This is a genomic window from Actinoallomurus spadix (assembly GCF_024055725.1).
In the GTDB taxonomy this organism is placed as follows: Bacteria; Actinomycetota; Actinomycetes; order Streptosporangiales; family Streptosporangiaceae; genus Actinoallomurus; species Actinoallomurus spadix.
The window spans coordinates 30,769-46,442 of sequence record NZ_JAMXMX010000037.1 but is presented as its reverse complement, the minus strand read 5'-3'; the positions used below and the strand labels follow the sequence as shown (position 1 = coordinate 46,442).

14 protein-coding genes are annotated in these 15,674 nt (G+C 71.1%); 6 read left to right on the top strand and 8 right to left on the bottom strand.

The features are described from left to right. Nucleotides 1-173: 173 nt before the first annotated feature. Nucleotides 174-1,079, top strand: a complete 906-nt coding sequence (locus NE235_RS34380; protein WP_252810576.1) for an esterase/lipase family protein — start codon at nt 174-176, stop codon at nt 1,077-1,079. 26 nt (nt 1,080-1,105) lie between these two features. Here NE235_RS34380 and NE235_RS34375 read toward each other — a convergent pair whose 3' ends face one another. Next, entirely contained in the window at nt 1,106-2,086 is a 981-nt protein-coding gene (locus NE235_RS34375; RefSeq protein WP_252810573.1) for a hypothetical protein, read from the bottom strand. A 191-nt stretch (nt 2,087-2,277) separates the two neighbouring features. On the opposite strand from NE235_RS34375, the gene NE235_RS34370 reads away from it, so the two are divergent. After that, entirely contained in the window at nt 2,278-3,144 is an 867-nt protein-coding gene (locus tag NE235_RS34370) for an alpha/beta hydrolase family protein (protein ID WP_252810572.1), read from the top strand. 69 nt (nt 3,145-3,213) lie between these two features. On the opposite strand, the gene NE235_RS34365 is transcribed toward NE235_RS34370, so the two are convergent. Then, nucleotides 3,214-3,579: a PH domain-containing protein gene (locus tag NE235_RS34365; protein ID WP_252810570.1), complete on the bottom strand. Its 366-nt coding sequence runs from the start codon at nt 3,577-3,579 to the stop codon at nt 3,214-3,216. A 127-nt stretch (nt 3,580-3,706) separates the two neighbouring features. After that, nucleotides 3,707-4,042 (bottom strand): ArsR/SmtB family transcription factor, encoded by a 336-nt coding sequence (locus tag NE235_RS34360; protein WP_252810568.1) that lies wholly within the window; start codon nt 4,040-4,042, stop codon nt 3,707-3,709. 111 nt (nt 4,043-4,153) lie between these two features. Between NE235_RS34360 and NE235_RS34355 the strand changes: the two genes are divergently transcribed. Further along, nucleotides 4,154-5,152, top strand: a complete 999-nt coding sequence (locus tag NE235_RS34355) for a zinc-dependent alcohol dehydrogenase family protein (RefSeq protein ID WP_252810566.1) — start codon at nt 4,154-4,156, stop codon at nt 5,150-5,152. Nucleotides 5,153-5,167: 15 nt separating this feature from the next. Here the strand turns inward: NE235_RS34355 and NE235_RS34350 are convergent, their stop codons facing one another. Then, a complete protein-coding gene (locus NE235_RS34350) occupies nt 5,168-5,641 on the bottom strand; it encodes a TIGR03086 family metal-binding protein (protein WP_252810564.1) in 474 nt (157 codons plus the stop codon). 91 nt (nt 5,642-5,732) lie between these two features. Between NE235_RS34350 and NE235_RS34345 the strand changes: the two genes are divergently transcribed. After that, nucleotides 5,733-6,311 (top strand): TetR/AcrR family transcriptional regulator, encoded by a 579-nt coding sequence (locus NE235_RS34345; RefSeq protein ID WP_252810562.1) that lies wholly within the window; start codon nt 5,733-5,735, stop codon nt 6,309-6,311. A gap of 349 nt (nt 6,312-6,660) precedes the next feature. On the opposite strand, the gene NE235_RS34340 is transcribed toward NE235_RS34345, so the two are convergent. Beyond that, nucleotides 6,661-7,053, bottom strand: a complete 393-nt coding sequence (locus tag NE235_RS34340; RefSeq protein WP_252810560.1) for a MerR family transcriptional regulator — start codon at nt 7,051-7,053, stop codon at nt 6,661-6,663. A 50-nt stretch (nt 7,054-7,103) separates the two neighbouring features. On the opposite strand from NE235_RS34340, the gene NE235_RS34335 reads away from it, so the two are divergent. Continuing rightward, on the top strand, nt 7,104-7,979 hold the full coding sequence (locus NE235_RS34335; protein WP_252810558.1) for a polysaccharide deacetylase family protein: 876 nt from the start codon (nt 7,104-7,106) through the stop codon (nt 7,977-7,979). Between the two features lie 241 nt (nt 7,980-8,220). Here the strand turns inward: NE235_RS34335 and NE235_RS34330 are convergent, their stop codons facing one another. Together NE235_RS34330 and nrdR are read right to left on the bottom strand one after the other, a co-directional pair. Further along, on the bottom strand, nt 8,221-11,052 hold the full coding sequence (locus tag NE235_RS34330) for a vitamin B12-dependent ribonucleotide reductase (protein ID WP_252810556.1): 2,832 nt from the start codon (nt 11,050-11,052) through the stop codon (nt 8,221-8,223). Nucleotides 11,053-11,125: 73 nt separating this feature from the next. Next, nucleotides 11,126-11,590: a transcriptional regulator NrdR gene (nrdR, locus tag NE235_RS34325; RefSeq protein WP_252810554.1), complete on the bottom strand. Its 465-nt coding sequence runs from the start codon at nt 11,588-11,590 to the stop codon at nt 11,126-11,128. Nucleotides 11,591-12,288: 698 nt separating this feature from the next. Here nrdR and lexA point away from each other — a divergent pair. Then, a complete protein-coding gene (gene lexA, locus NE235_RS34320; protein WP_252810551.1) occupies nt 12,289-12,993 on the top strand; it encodes a transcriptional repressor LexA in 705 nt (234 codons plus the stop codon). A 151-nt stretch (nt 12,994-13,144) separates the two neighbouring features. On the opposite strand, the gene leuS is transcribed toward lexA, so the two are convergent. Next, nucleotides 13,145-15,610 (bottom strand): leucine--tRNA ligase, encoded by a 2,466-nt coding sequence (leuS, locus tag NE235_RS34315; RefSeq protein WP_252810550.1) that lies wholly within the window; start codon nt 15,608-15,610, stop codon nt 13,145-13,147. Nucleotides 15,611-15,674 lie beyond the last annotated feature (64 nt).

Here is a 15,674-nt window from a genome sequence, read left to right as displayed (position 1 = left end):
GCGCGGGAGACCTTCCGGCGCCCCGCGAGCCACCGACCGGTTTCGTTACTTGACCGTTATTCGTGACCCATTGGTCAGGTTGTTAACCCGGGGTAACTTCCCTCCATAAGTGCCTGGTTACGTGACGCGGTTCACAACGGCACTCCCCCGCCACCCCCACCCGGGAGGGAACCGTGCCCCCTCGCCCCCGCCTGCTCCGCGCCCTCCGTCTCGCCGCCGCCGCAGCTCTCTCCCCCGTCCTGGCCTCCGCCCTGGTCACCGGCCTGTCCGCTCCGGCGCACGCCGCCGACCCGGTCGAGGCCGCCAAGGCACTCGCCGCCCCGGGCGTCCCCGGCGCGAACGACTGGTCATGCCGGCCGTCCGCCGCGCACCCGCGGCCGGTGGTCCTCGTCCACGGCACCTTCGCCAACGGCAGCGTCAACTGGCTCGCCGCCGCACCCGCCCTCGCCGCGCGCGGCTACTGCGTCTTCGCCCTGACCTACGGCCAGGTGCCCGGCGTCCCCGTCCTTCGCGCCGTCGCCCCGGTGGCGGAGTCGGCGGGACAGCTGGCCACGTTCGTCACCGGCGTCCTCGCCGCCACGAACGCCGCCCAGGCCGATCTCGTCGGGCACTCACAGGGCGGCATGATGCCGCGCTACTACCTGCGCTTCCTCGGCGGCGCGGCCAAGGTGCACACGCTCGTCGGCCTGGCCCCCTCCAACCACGGGACGACCCTCGACGGCCTCGCCACCCTCGCCGCGTCCTTCCCCGGCGCACTCGACCTGCTGAACGCCGGCTGTCCCGCCTGCGCCGACCAGATCGCCGGCTCCAGCCTGCTGACGAAGCTGAACGCCGACGGCGACACGGTCCCCGGCGTCTCCTACACCGTGATCGCCAGCCGGTACGACGAGGTCGTCACGCCGTACGCCACGCAGTTCCTCAGCGGGTCCGGCGTCCACGACGTCCTCCTGCAGAACCTCTGCCCGGCCGGCGTCTCCGAGCACGTGGCGATCGCGTTCGACCCCGTCGCCCTGCACGAGGTCGAGAACGCCCTCGACCCGGCGCACGCCACGCCCAGCACCTGCCTGTCCCACGGCTGAGGACGCTCCGCCACACCCGGGGGCGGTCAGCCGCCCCCGGCGGCGGGATCCGCCGCCCGGACGACGACCCGGCGGACCACTGTCAGCAGCGTCACCCCGAGGGCGACGCCCAGGACGTGCTCGGCGACCGCGACCCCGGTGTACTCGGCGGGCGTGAACCCTCCCGGCCGCAGGATCACCATCACCAGCAGCCAGCCTCCCCACGCGAACAGCGAGCCCGACGCCGCGAAGGCCAGGCTCATCGGCAGCCACAGCCGAAGCCCGCCGGGCCGGCCGCGCGTCAGCGCCCACCCGCTCCAGGCGCCGATCAGGGCCCACATCCCCCAGGTCGCGTTCAGCAGCCGCCCGCCCGAATCCCAGTGATCGCGGTGAGCCGGGTCGAGGCCCAGCGTGCCGCCCAGGCCCCAGAAGGACCAGAGCACGCCCAGCCCGGCGGCCACGGCGATCGCCGCCGTGATGAGCGACCGCGCCCCCGCCTCGCCGCCCCGCAGCCGGCCGAGGAAGGCGCGCGGCCATCGTTCCCGCAGGTAGATCGGCAAGGCCACGGCCAGCCCGAGCGCCATTCCCGTGAAGCCGACGGTGATCATCACCGTCTCCCACCCGGGCGCGGGGTCGGAGTCGTCCCCCGCACCGCCCCCGCCGGCCCCGGACGCGCCGAGGAGCCCCGTGGCCACCAGGTACGGGATCATGGGGACCAGGAAGCCCGCGCCCACCCAGGAGAAGAGCACCACCGGCACGGCGGGCAGCCGGCGTCCCCACCGCTGGGCCAGCGCCAGCCCGAGTCCGGCACCGGTCATCGCCATCGCCACGGTGACGGCGTTCAGCGTCACCCAGTCGGCGGTGCCGAACCCCTCCGGGGCGTGGCCGACGAACGCCGCGACGACCCAGATGACCTTGACGACCAGGTAGGAGCCCATGCTGAGCGCCGCGCCGTACCCGGCGATCCTGCGCGCGGCGCTCCATCGCGCGCCCACGCCTCCCGCCGGTGCCGCCGAGTCCCCCATCATCCGAACCCCTCACCTCGAGCCGATCCGACTACGTGTGAGCCTTCCGGAGACGTGAGCCGGGCAGGACCCCCCGCGGTGTGAACCGTGGAAGTCCGTCTCCCCCGTCCGGGTGAGTCATGAGGAACCTGATGGTACCGAACGGTTCGATCTGCTGTTACCCTCACGCCGTCCCCTTAACTCGCGGAGGCAACATGACCGCTTTCGATCTCCTCATGACCGACCCGGCCCCCGAGCTGACGCCGGCCGCGGCGACTCCGGCGGTGACCTTTGAGAGCGCGGGTGAGACGCTGCTCGGCGTCCTGCACGTGCCGGCCGGACCTGGACCGCACCCGGTGGTCGTGCTCCTGCACGGGTTCCCCGGCAACGAGCGCAACTTCGACCTGGCCCAGGCACTGCGCCGGGCCGGTTACGCCTCCCTGGTCTTCCACTACCGGGGCTCGTGGGGGGTCGGCGGCACGTACTCCTGGACGCACCTGCTCGAGGACGCCGCGCGGGTCACGACCGCCGTACGGGAGCCGGAGTTCGCGGCCGCCCACCGGCTGGACCCGGGGCGGCTCGCGGTGGCCGGGCACAGCGCCGGCGGCTTCACCGCGCTGATGACCGCGGCGGCGGACCCGTCGATCGCCGCGGTGGCCTCGGTGGCCGGGTTCGACTTCGGGCGGATGGCCGCCGCGTTCCGGACCGATCCGGCGCGGCGCGCGTGGTGCCTCGACCTGTTCGGCGGCAGCCTCGCCCCGCTCCGCGGCACCGGCGCCGAGGCCCTCGTCGCCGAGATGGAGGAGGCGGGCGACTCGTGGAGTCTCGCCGGGCTCGCGCCGCGGCTCGCGGACCGCGCGGTGCTGCTCATCGGCGGCGCCGACCGCGACGACGTGACCCCCGCCCCGTTCCATCACGATCCGCTCGTGAGCGCCTACCGGGCCCATCCGGTCGAGCGCCTCGAGGAGCAGCTGTTCTCGACCGACCACGAGCTGTCGGACCACCGCGTGCGGCTCGCCCGTACTCTCGTGGACTTCCTCCGCCGGCACCTGCCCCCGGCCTCCGGCGGCACCGGCGGATGAGGACGCCGGCCGACGCTTTCCCGGACGGGCCGGCGGGATGCGGCCGGCCTGTCCGGGAAAGGGGGTGTGTCAGGCCGCGAGCGCGTGGCCGTCCGCCGCGGCCACGTCCTTGTGGAACCGCTTGTGGACGTACAGCCGCTCGCCGAGGGACTCCGAACGCCACCACAGACCGCTCGCCGGGCCGATCCGCGTGGCCCGCGGCAGTTCCCGGAGGACCTCCTTCACCGGGGTCATCCGGAACCGCCCCGACCGGCAGATCAGGATACGCCGATCCGTGACCACCACCACGCGGTAGGCGTTCGTGAGGATGATGATCCACACCGAGATCAGGGCGAAGTACTGGCTGGTCGTCTGGCCGCAGAAGACCGCTTGGACGTTCTCGCCCGGCTGAAGGAAGGGAGCCGCGTTCGCTCGCAGTTTGTCGCGGATAGCCACGATCTGACCTTTCTTTCGGGAAGCAGATAGCGCACAAAGGTACCGATTGCGCACTATGCCGTCCCGGCAGGTCACTGAAACGTTACGACGCGGGCGACGCGCCGCCGGCGGGCGGCGGAGCCCTCGGTCAGGCCGTGGCGGCGGCCCCGGAGGACCTCCGGTCCGCGGACACGACGGCGTCGAGCAGGCCGGGGAATGCCTCGTCGAACTCGTCGCGCCTGAGGGTGTTCATCCGCGCGGTGCCGACGTAGTACTGCCGGATCAGTCCGGTCTCGCGCAGGATCCGGAAGTGGTGCGTGGCCGTCGAGTTGCTCACGGGAAGGTCGAACCCTCCACACCTGAGGTCGGCGGCGGCGTCGCAGAGCTGCGTGACGATGCTCCGCCGCACCGGGTCGACGAGGGCCTCGAGGACCCGCTGCAGCGGGACCGTCCGCACGTCGGGGTGCGGCGGGATGCGTTCCATGACCTCATCCTACGACCTCCATCGAACTACGATGCTCATCAAAGTTTGACAACCATCGTAGTTCTGCGCTTGGGTCGAGCCACGACGACGACGTCATGAGAGGACGACACGATGGCCAGGACGGTGCGATTCCACGAGCTCGGCGGCCCCGAGGTGATGCGGCTGGAGGACGTCGAGGTCGGCGAGCCGGGTCCGGGTGAGGTGCGGATCAGGGTGGACGCGATCGGCCTGAACCGCGCCGAGGCGTTGTTCCGGAGCGGCCGTTACATCGAGCCGGTCAAGCGGTTCCCCGCCCGGCTGGGCACCGAGTCCGCGGGCGTGATCGAGGCGATCGGGGACGGCGTCACCGGGTTCCGGGTGGGTGAGCCGGTCAGCACCGTGCCCGCGTTCTCGCCGAACGACTACGGCGTCTACGCCGAGCGGGCGATCGTGCCCGCCGCGGCGGTGGTGCGCCGCCCGGAGGGACTCGGGGCCGTCGAGGGCGCGGCGGTGTGGATGCCGTACGTGACGGCCTACGGCGGACTGGTCGAGGTCGGCGGGATGCGGCCCGGGGACACGGTCGTGCTGACCGCGGCGTCCAGCAGCGTGGGACTGGCCGCGATCCAGGTCGCCCAGCGCGTCGGCGCCGCGCCGATCGCCGTGACCCGCACCGCCGCCAAGAAGGAGGCGCTGTTGCGGCACGGCGCGGCGGACGTGATCGTGACCGAGTCCGAGGACGTCGTCGAGCGGGTGCTCGCGGCGACCGGCGGGCGGGGCGCCGAGTTCGTGTTCGACGCCGTCGCCGGGCCCGGCGTGACGGACCTGGCCAAGGTCGTCGCCGACGAGGGCACCCTCCTGGTCTACGGCGCGCTGAGCGGCCGGCCCACCCCCTATCCGGCCATCGACCTCGGCATGCCCGCCCTCACCATGCGCACCTACACGCTGCACGAGACGACCCGCCGGCCCGAGCGGCTGCGCCGGGCGGAGGCGTTCGTGGCCTCCGGGCTGCGTTCGGGCGCGTTCCGGCCCGTCGTGGACCGCACGTTCGACCTGAACGAGATCGTCGAGGCCCACCGCCACCTGGAGTCCAACGCCCAGTTCGGCAAGATCGTCGCCACCGTCGCCCACTGAGCCCCGGACCGGCGCTCAGGCGCGGCCGGGCCAGGCCGGGGAGCGGCCGAGCGCCGTCAGGATCCGGTCGAGCGGTGACGGGTCCACGGGGGCGGGCGGTTCGGGCCCGAAGGCGGCGCCGGGCCCGAGCCGGTGGTTCCCGCCGGGGACCGCCAGGGCGACCCGCAGGGCGTCCTCGGCCAGGTCGTCGTCCAGTTCGTACGCCAGCCCGAGGGAGCGGGCGACGTCCCAGCCGTGCACGACGTAGTCGATGAAGTGGAACCCGATCGCCTGGCTCTCGGGGAACGTCGAACCGGGTCCGACCTCGGGAAGGGGGAACTCCCGCGACGGCGCGTCGGGCTCCGCGAAGGCGGCCAGCACGTCCTCGGCCGCCTCGGCGTACGCGCCCGCCGGATCCGCGCCGAGCGGCCGGGACCGCCAGTCCGCGAGGTCGGCGCCGCCGCCCCCGCGGCGGCCGCCCCGGGCTCGGCCTCCGAGCGCGCCGAGCATGAGGACCCATCTCGCCGGCTAGTGTTGCTAGACGACGAGGCGACGCTAGAGCTACTGCCGCTCGATTGCCTAGCAATGCTAGGGTCGAGCCATGTCGGTACAGGAACGCAAGCAGCGCGAACGGGCGGAGCGCGAGCGCCTCATCGTGACGACGGCCCGCGAACTCGCCGAGCAGCAGGGCTGGGACGCGGTCACCACCCGCCGGCTCGCCGAGCGCATCGAGTACAGCCAGCCCGTGCTCTACAGCCATTTCCGCGGCAAACGGGAGATCATCGGCGCCGTCGCCCTCGAGGGTGCCACCGAGATGGCCGCGGCGGTCCGGGCCGCGACCGCCGCCGCGGACGGACCGCGCGCCCGGGTCACCGCCCTCGCCCGCGCCTACCTCGATTTCGCCGCTCGCAACCCGGCGGTCTACGACGCTCTGTTCGAGCTCGACGGCGGCCTGGCCTTCGCGCACGAGGACACCCCGCAACCTCTGCGGGACGCGTTCGCCGCCCTGCTGGAAAGCCTCGGTGAGGTCGCCGGGGACGGTGTCCACCCGGGGATGTTCACCGAGGTGTTCTGGGCGGCCCTGCACGGGCTGGCCACCCTGACCAGGGCGGGACGGCTGCCGCCGGAGGACGCCGAGCGGAGGGTGGAGCTGCTGGTGGACCGGCTCGCCGTCATCTGACACACCGTCTTCGGCGGTACGCGTCCCAGGGCGGGCCGGCCGCGCGGACGGCCCGCCGGAACGCGCCGTCGCCCGGCACGGTGCGCGTGCCCGGCGACCTGACGACGCCCCGCCTACGCCGCCGGCCGCGGCTCCGCCGGCCCCATGACGGAGCGGGGAGCCGATCACTCGCCGGCTCCCCGCCCTGGTCCGCCATCTCACGCCTTGACGGCGCCCGTCACACTGGGGCAGAGCACTTATTCGCAGGGTGCGGTATTCCACAGCCCCGGGCCGAGGACCGTTCCTCTGCTCCGGGGAGATCGCCGACCGTCCTCAGCCCCGTGTCGCGCTCGATGGCCCTGCCACGCCCCTACCCGGGACGGCCGAGGTTCACCGGCCGGTCGTCGGGTTGCGAGGCCGCGGTGATGACGTCGTCGAGGACCTCGCGGGAAGAGATGAGGTCGCCGATCATGCGGTCGATGCGGTCACGTTCGGCGGTGAGTTCGGCGACCAGCTTCGCGTCGGCGATCTCGGAGGGGCCGCCGTCCGCGTCGCGCATGCACGGCAGTAGCTCCGCGATCTTCCTGCTGTGCAGTCCTGCGGCGAAGAGCTCCTGGATGCGAATGACCCGGTCGACCGCGGCGTCCGGGTAGTCGCGCTGGCCGCCCGGGGTACGGTCGGCGGCCAGCAGGCCCTGCTGCTCGTAGTACCGCAGGGACCGCTCACTCACCCCGGTCCGCCGCGCCAGCTCACCGATGCGCACGTCACTCCTCGCTTGAACCTGACATTAATGTTAGGTCCTACCGTTCCGGCATGACACAGGACCTGGATCTCTTCGAGTACACCCCGATCACCGAGCGGCCGACGATCACCTGGCCCGACAACGCGCGGGTCGCCGTGTACGTCGGGCTCAACGTCGAACACTTCCTGCTCGGCCGCCCGTCCACCAGCATCTGGCCCGGTACCGCGAACCTGGTGCCCGACGCGCTCAACCACGGCTGGCGTGACTACGGCGCCCGGGTCGGCATCTGGCGCATCACCGAAATCCTGGACCGGCACGGCATCCGGGCCAGCGTGCTACTCAACTCCGACGTCGTCCACCACTACCCACAGATCGTCAAGGCCGGCGTCGAGCGGGACTGGGCGTGGCTGGCGCACGGGCAGACCAACTCGATCCTGCACACCGGCATGGACCGCGACGACGAGCGCCGCGTCCTCACCGAGATCACCGACACCCTCGCCGAGGGCACCGGCCGGCGACCACGCGGCTGGATGGGGCCAGGCCTGACCGAGACGTTCCATACCCCGGAACTGCTGGCCGACCTCGGCTTCCGCTATCTGCTGGACTGGACCAACGACGACCAGCCGTACCCGCTGCGAGTGCCCGGGATGATCAGCGTCCCGTATTCGGTAGAGCTCAACGACCTGATGCTGTTCGGCAACGGAACGACCGGGCCGGAGTTCCTCCAGATCGTCACCGACCAGTACGAGCAGTTGCACGCCGACTCCGCGCACAGCGGCCGGGTGATGGCGCTGGCCCTGCACCCGTTCTCCATCGGCCAGGCATTCCGCGCGAAGTACCTCGACCAGGCGCTGGCCTACCTGGCGGCGCAGCCGGACGTCTGGCTGACCACCAGCGACGAAATCGCCGAGCATTATCTGCGTACGGTCGACCCGCGCCTAGGCTGATCGCCGGCCGCCGACCGGCGCGACGCACTCAAGGGCCTTCATCCGCGGGCTCGACCGGATGGAGGCGGTGCGCCGCTTCAGCTACGGCGAGCTGATTCATCGCTCAAGTAGGTGGCTCCCCAGACCTGGCACCGGTCGTATCGAACGCAACGAGGTGCCGGACACAGCAAGAGCGGGGAGTCGGCTTCCCGCCGAGCTCCCCGCTCTGACCAGGCGCTTTACGCCTGGGTGGTGCCCTGAATCAGCTGCAGCCGCTGGTGGAGCCGCAGCCCTCGCAGACGTAGCAGCTGCCGGCCGGGCGCATCTTCGTGCCGCAGGTGAGGCACAGCGGAGCGTCCGCCGTACGGCCCTGGTGGCTCTCGATCAGCTCGGTCGAGGAGTGGGCCACCGCGGCCGGCTCCGGCTCCTTGGCCTTCGGCTGCTCGACCGGCACCGACTGGGCCAGCGACTCGCGCTCGACGTCCTCCTCGGCGTTCAGCGCGGCCGGGTCCTGGCCCGCCGCCTGCGCGGTGCGCTCCTCGGCGGAGAAGATCCCCAGCTCGGCGCGCGTCTCGTACGGCAGGTGGTCGAGTGCGAGGCGACGGAAGATGTAGTCCATCATCGAGGTCGCCATCCGGATGTCCGGGTCGTCGGTCATACCGGCCGGCTCGAACCGCATGTTGGTGAACTTCTCCACCCAGGTCTCCAGCGGCACGCCGTACTGGAGGCTGATGGAGATCGCCATCGAGAAGGCGTCCATGACGCCGGCGAGCGTGGAGCCCTGCTTGCCGAGCTTGAGGAACACCTCGCCGAGCCCGTTGTCCGGGTAGCAGGAGGCGGTCATGTAGCCCTCGGCGCCGCCGACGGAGAACCGGGTGACGGTCGCGGTCCGCTGCTTCGGCAGGCGGGTCCGCACCGGGCCGCGCTCGACCACCGGGGCCGGCGCCGGGGCCGGCGCCTCCTCGACCTTCTCCTCGGTCTTCTTCTTGGCCACGGACAGCGGCTGGCCGACCTTGCAGTTGTCGCGGTAGATCGCCAGGGCCTTCAGGCCGAGCTTCCAGCCCTCGAAGTAGATCTTCTCGACGTCCTCGACGGTGGCCTGCTCCGGCATGTTCACGGTCTTGGAGATCGCCCCGGACAGGAACGGCTGCACCGCGGCCATCATCCGCACGTGGCCCATCGGGCTGATGGCCCGCTCGCCCATCGCGCAGTCGAAGACCTCGTAGTGCTCCAGGCGCAGGCCGGGTGCGTCGACGACGTGGCCGTGCTCGGCGATGTACTCGACGATCGCCTCGATCTGCTCCTGCTGGTAGCCGAGCTTCTTCAGGGCGCGCGGCACGGTGTTGTTGACGATCTGCATCGAGCCGCCGCCGACCAGCTTCTTGTACTTGACCAGCGCCAGGTCGGGCTCGATGCCCGTCGTGTCGCAGTCCATCATGAGGCCGATCGTGCCGGTGGGCGCCAGCAGCGACGCCTGGGCGTTGCGGTAGCCGTTCTTCTCGCCGACCTTGAGGCACAGCCGCCACTGCTTGGTGGCCTCGCCGTGAATGGACTTGTCCACCGCGTCGAGCGTGCGGATCTCGTCGTTGGCGGCGGCGTGCTTGCGCATGACGCGCTGGTGCGCCTCCGCGTTGCGGGCGTAGCCGTCGTACGTGCCGACGGCGCCGGCCAGCTCCGCGGAGCGGCGGTAGGCCACACCGGTCATCAGCGAGGTGATGGCCGCGGCGAGCGAGCGCCCGCCCTCGGAGTCGTACGCGTGGCCGGTCGCCATCAGCAGGGCGCCGAGGTTGGCGTAGCCGATGCCGAGCTGGCGGTACGCCCGCGTGGTCTCGCCGATCTTCTCGGTCGGGAAGTCGGCGAACGTGATGGAGATGTCCATCGCCGTGATGATCAGCTCGCTGAGCTTGACGAACCGCTCGACGTCGAAGGTGTTGTCGCCGTTCAGGAACTTCAGCAGGTTGATGCTGGCGAGGTTGCAGGACGAGTTGTCCAGGCTCATGTACTCCGAGCACGGGTTGCTCGCCGTGATGCGACCGGTCTCGGGGTTGGTGTGCCAGTCGTTGATCGTGTCGTCGTACTGGATGCCCGGGTCCGCGCACTCCCAGGCCGCCTGGGCGAGCTTGCGGAACAGGCCCTTGGCGTCGACCTGGCTGATGACCTCGCCCGTACGGCGGGCGCGCAGGCCGAAGGGGCCGCCGGACTCGACCGCGCGCATGAACTCGTCGGAGACGCGGACGGAGTTGTTGGCGTTCTGGTACTGGACGCTGACGATGTCCCTGCCGCCCAGGTCCATGTCGAAGCCGGCGTCGCGCAGGGCGCGGATCTTGTCCTCTTCGCGCGCCTTGGTCTCGATGAACTCCTCGACGTCGGGGTGGTCGACGTCCAGGACGACCATCTTCGCCGCCCGGCGGGTCGCGCCACCGGACTTGATCGTCCCGGCGGACGCGTCGGCGCCGCGCATGAACGAGACCGGGCCGCTCGCCGTGCCGCCGGAGGACAGCAGCTCCTTGCTGGAGCGGATGCGGGACAGGTTCACCCCGGAGCCCGAGCCGCCCTTGAAGATGACGCCCTCTTCCTTGTACCAGTCCAGGATCGACTCCATCGTGTCGTCCACGGACAGGATGAAGCAGGCGCTGACCTGCTGCGGCGAGGCGGTGCCGACGTTGAACCAGACCGGCGAGTTGAAGCTGAAGACCTGGTTGACCAGGGCGTGCTTCAGCTCGTGGTCGAAGATCTCCGCGTCCTCCTCGGAGGCGAAGTAGCCGTGCTTGCGGCCGGTCTCGGTGTAGACCCCGACGACCCGGTCGACCAGTTGCTTCAGGCTCGACTCGCGCTGCGGCGTGCCGACGGCGCCGCGGAAGTACTTCGAGGTGACGATGTTGACCGCGTTCACCGACCAGCCGGCGGGGAACTCGACGCCCTTCTGCTCGAAGTTCACCGACCCGTCGCGCCAGTTGGTCATGACGACGTCACGCCGCTCCCACCGGACGTCGTCGTACGGGTGGACGCCCGGCCGTGTGAAGATGCGCTCCATCTTCAGGCCCTTGCGACCCGCCTTGCCCCGCCGGGCTGAGCCGCTCACCGTCTCCGTCATGCCATCCCCCTTCTCGGGCACACCAGGCCCACCTCCAGGATTACCCGTACAAGCCCGCGGTCCGGGCGCCGCCCTAGGAACGGGCGTCGCCGCCGGACGCCACGCGCAGCGATTCGATTTCCTTGGCGAAGTCGTCGAGCGTCTCGAACCCCCGGTAGACGGAGGCGAATCGCAGGTACGCGACCTCGTCGAGTTCACGGAGCGGGCCGAGGATCGCCAGCCCGATCTGGTGCGAGGGAATCTCGGCGTTCCCGGTCGCCCGGATCGCCTCCTCGACCCGCTGCCCGAGCATGGCGAGGGCGTCCTCGTTGACGGGACGGCCCTGACACGCCCGGCGCACTCCGGCGATGATCTTGTCCCTGGAGAACGGCTCGGTGACGCCACTGCGCTTGGCGACCATCATGAGCACCGTCTCCTGGGTGGTGAAGCGGCGACCGCACTCCGGGCACGAACGGCGCCGCCGGATGGCGGCCCCGTCGTCGGCCGTCCGGCTGTCGATGACCCTGCTGTCGGTGTGTCGGCAGAACGGGCAGTGCATGGCTCCGAACTCCTCCCCCTGACATGCGGGTCACGCGCGAACCGCGCGAACCTCACCTTCGAACCACAACCTATGGTGAACTACATCCATGTAACTACTAGATGTTGGGGTCCAACCGTAGAGCCCGGCCGGGTGCATCGCAACCCGCGCGAGGCGCCCGGCGAGAAGAGGCCGCTCACAGGGCGATCCGCCGCCCCCGTCGGCGTGTCGGCACCCTTCACCGAGGGCGGCGACCGGTCACATCGACCCGGGACACCCTGGATCACCTGCGGAAACGCCGAGGAGGCCACGTCGGGTGAGGTCGGTCACACGCCGGCGATGGCCGCGCGGGCACGGGCTCCGCGCCTCTTCAGCCTGCCACGGGCGCACCGGCGCCGCGTCGGCGGGCACCCCTTTCGGGACCGCCGCGCACCCGGGCCGGCCGCGGCGGGCCGACGACGGTGATCACAGTGCGGCGACAAGAGTCGATCACGACGGGGCGGCAAGGGACGCGCGCAATGGGGCCGCCTTCCGCGAACCCGGCCCTGGGAATTATCATCGAACGTGTGTGCGAACTAAACGCGACTTACCCCGGACCGCAAAATTCCACATTTTTCGAACACCTGTTTGATCATTTCCCGCAGAAGCGATAACGTCCCACTACGGGACCGGAATACCGGCGGCCACGCGTCACCGGGAAGACATCCATCGGAGACACCATGAGCAAGGTTCGGGAAATGCCGGACGGCCCAGGCGACGAGAGCGGCCTGACGGTCCGCCAGCGCAAGGTGCTGGAAGTGATCAGGGACTCCGTGCAGCGGCGCGGTTATCCCCCGTCGATGCGGGAGATCGGCGAGGCGGTCGGCCTGACCAGCACCTCGAGCGTGTCCCACCAGCTCCGGACCCTCCAGCGCAAGGGCTTCCTGCTGCGCGACCCGAACCGGCCGCGCGCGGTCGTCGTCCGCATGCCCGGATCCCCGGCGGTCGCCGCCGACGCCGACGGCGAGTCCTACGAGGTCGCCAACGGCCAGGAGACCCCGGCGCGCCCGGCACCCGCGTACGTCCCCCTCGTCGGCCGCATCGCCGCGGGTGGCCCGATCCTCGCCGAGGAGGCCGTGGAGGACGTGTTCGCGCTGCCGCGCCAGCTCGTCGGCGAAGGCACCCACTTCCTGCTCAACGTCACCGGTGACTCGATGATCGAGGCGGCCATCGCCGACGGCGACTGGGTCGTGGTGCGCCAGCAGCCCGTCGCGGAGAACGGCGACATCGTGGCGGCGATGATCGACGGCGAGGCCACCGTGAAGACGCTCAAGCGCCGGGACGACAAGGTGTGGCTGATGCCGCACAACCCGGCGTACGACCCGATTCCCGGCGACGACGCGACCATTCTCGGGCGCGTGGTCGCGGTCCTGCGCAAAATGTGACCCCCGCCGACGGTCCCGGGCGACGCCGCGGCCATTCCGCGGTCCCGCCGTACGCGTGATCCACCCCGGGCCGGTGCCGAGGCACCGGCCCGGGGTGTTCCGCTCCGCCGATCAGGCGGGCACGATGCCGATCAGGCGGGCACGATGCCGATCAGGCGGGCACGATGTTCACGATCTTCGGAGCGCGGACGACGACCTTGCGGACGCCCCGGTCGCCCAGGGCCGCCCGGACCTTCTCGGAGTCCAGCGCCAGGCGCTCCAGGTCGCTCTCGGCGATGTCCGGGGACACCTCCAGGCGGTCGCGGACCTTGCCCGCCACCTGAACCACACAGGTCACCGACTCCTGGACCAGCAGCGCCGGGTCGGCGGCCGGCCAGCCCGCCCGGACCGCCGGCGCCGTACGGCCCAGCCGCTCCCACATCTCCTCGGCGGTGTACGGCGCGACCAGCGACAGCATGACCGCCAGGGTCTCGGCGGCCTCGCGGACCGCCGGGTCACCGGCGCCCGCACCCGCGTCGATGGCCTTACGGGCCGCGGAGGTCAGCTCCATCATCCGCGCGATCGCCACGTTGTAGCGGTGCGCCTCGACCAGCCGGGTGACCTCGTCGATCGTCCGGTGCGTCACCTTGCGCAGCGCGACGTCGCCGGTCGCCGGGTCGGCGCCCGGCTCGGACGTCACGTCGGCGGCCACGCGGAAGACCCGCGCCAGGAACTTCACCGACCCCGACGGCGACACGTCCGCCCAGTCGATGTCGTCCTCCGGCGGCCCGGAGAACAGCATCGTCAGCCGCACGGCGTCGACGCCGTACTCGGCGATCTGCTCGCCCAGGTCCACCAGGTTGCCGGTCGTCTTGGACATCGCCGAGCCGTTCAGGATCACCTGGCCCTGGTTGACCAGCCGCTTGAAGGGCTCGGTGAAGTCGACCAGGCCCATGTCGTACAGCACCTTGGTGAAGAACCGGGCGTACAGCAGGTGCAGGATGGCGTGCTCGACACCGCCGGTGTACTGGTCGGCCGGCATCCACCGGCGCACCTTCTCGGCGTCGAACGGGCCGCCCTCGTACCCCGGCGAGCAGTACCGCAGGAAGTACCAGGAGGAGTCGACGAAGGTGTCCATCGTGTCGGTGTCCCGCTTGGCCGGGCCACCGCACTTGGGGCACGCGACGTTCACCCAGTTCTCGGCGGCCGCCCGCGGCGACACGCCCGTCGGGGCCAGGTCGGCGCCGCGCAGGTCGTCCGGCAGGCGCACGGGCAGCTGGTCGTCCGGGACCGGGACCTCGCCGCACGCGTCACAGTGAATGATCGGGATCGGCGTGCCCCAGAACCGCTGCCGGGAGATCAGCCAGTCGCGCAGCCGGTAGTTCACCGCTGCCTTGCCCAGGCCCTTCTCCTCCAGGACCTCGACGATCCGGGGGATGGCGGCGGACTTGGTCAGGCCGTCCAGGGGCCCGGAGTTGACCAGCTCGCCCTCTCCGGGCGTGGCGACCCCGGTCTCGCCGGGGTCCGCCTCGCCGGTGTGCACGACGACACGGACCGGCAGGCCGAACCTGCGGGCGAAGTCCAGGTCGCGCTGGTCGTGCGCGGGCACCGCCATGATCGCGCCGTGGCCGTACTCGGCCAGGACGTAGTCGGAGGCCCACACGGGGATGCGCTCGCCGTTCACCGGGTTGACGGCGTAGCGCCCCAGGAAGACGCCGGTCTTCTCCTTGTCGGTGGCCAGCCGCTCGATCTCGGTCTCGCGGCGGACCGCGTCACGGTAGGCCTCGAACTCCGCGCGCTGCTCCGGCGCGCAGATCTCGTCGGCCAGCGCGGCGTCGGCGGCGACGACGAAGAACGTCGCGCCGTACAGGGTGTCCGGCCGGGTGGTGTAGACGGTGATCGGCTCGGCGCGCCCCTCGATCTGGAAGGTCACGTCGGCGCCCTCGGAGCGGCCGATCCAGTTGCGCTGCATCAGCAGCACCCGCTCGGGCCACTCCAGCTCCGCCATGTCGGCCAGCAGCCGGTCGGCGTACTCAGTGATCTTGAAGTACCACTGGGTCAGGACGCGCTTCTCGACCACCGCGCCGCACCGCTCGCACTGCCCGTTGACGACCTGCTCGTTGGCCAGCACGGTCTGATCCTTCGGGCACCAGTTGACCTGGCCGCCCTTGCGGTACGCCAGGCCGCGCTCGTAGAAGCGCAGGAACAGCCACTGGTTCCAGCGGTAGTACTCCGGGTCGGAGGTGTGCAGCCGGCGCGACCAGTCGAAGGAGATCGCGTAGCGCTTGAACGACTCCGCCTGGGTGTCGATGTTGGTGTAGGTCCACTCGGCGGGGTGGGAGTCGCGCTTGATCGCGGCGTTCTCGGCGGGCAGGCCGAAGGAGTCCCAGCCGATGGGGTGCAGGACGTTGTAGCCCTTCTGGAGCCAGTACCGCGCGACCACGTCGCCGATCGCGAACGCCTCGGCGTGACCCATGTGGAGGTCGCCGGAGGGGTACGGGAACATGTCCAGCGCGTACTTGCGGGGCCGCTCGTCGGCGGGGTCCTCACTCGCAGCGAAGGGCTTGAGCTCCTCCCACCGGGCCTGCCATTTGTCCTGGATCGTCCGTGGGTCGTAGTTCTCGTCGGCGCCTGTCATGGTTCCTCGTCTGATTCGCACGGCTTCGGCTGGCGGTGGACCGTGCCCCTGGCATGAGAACGCC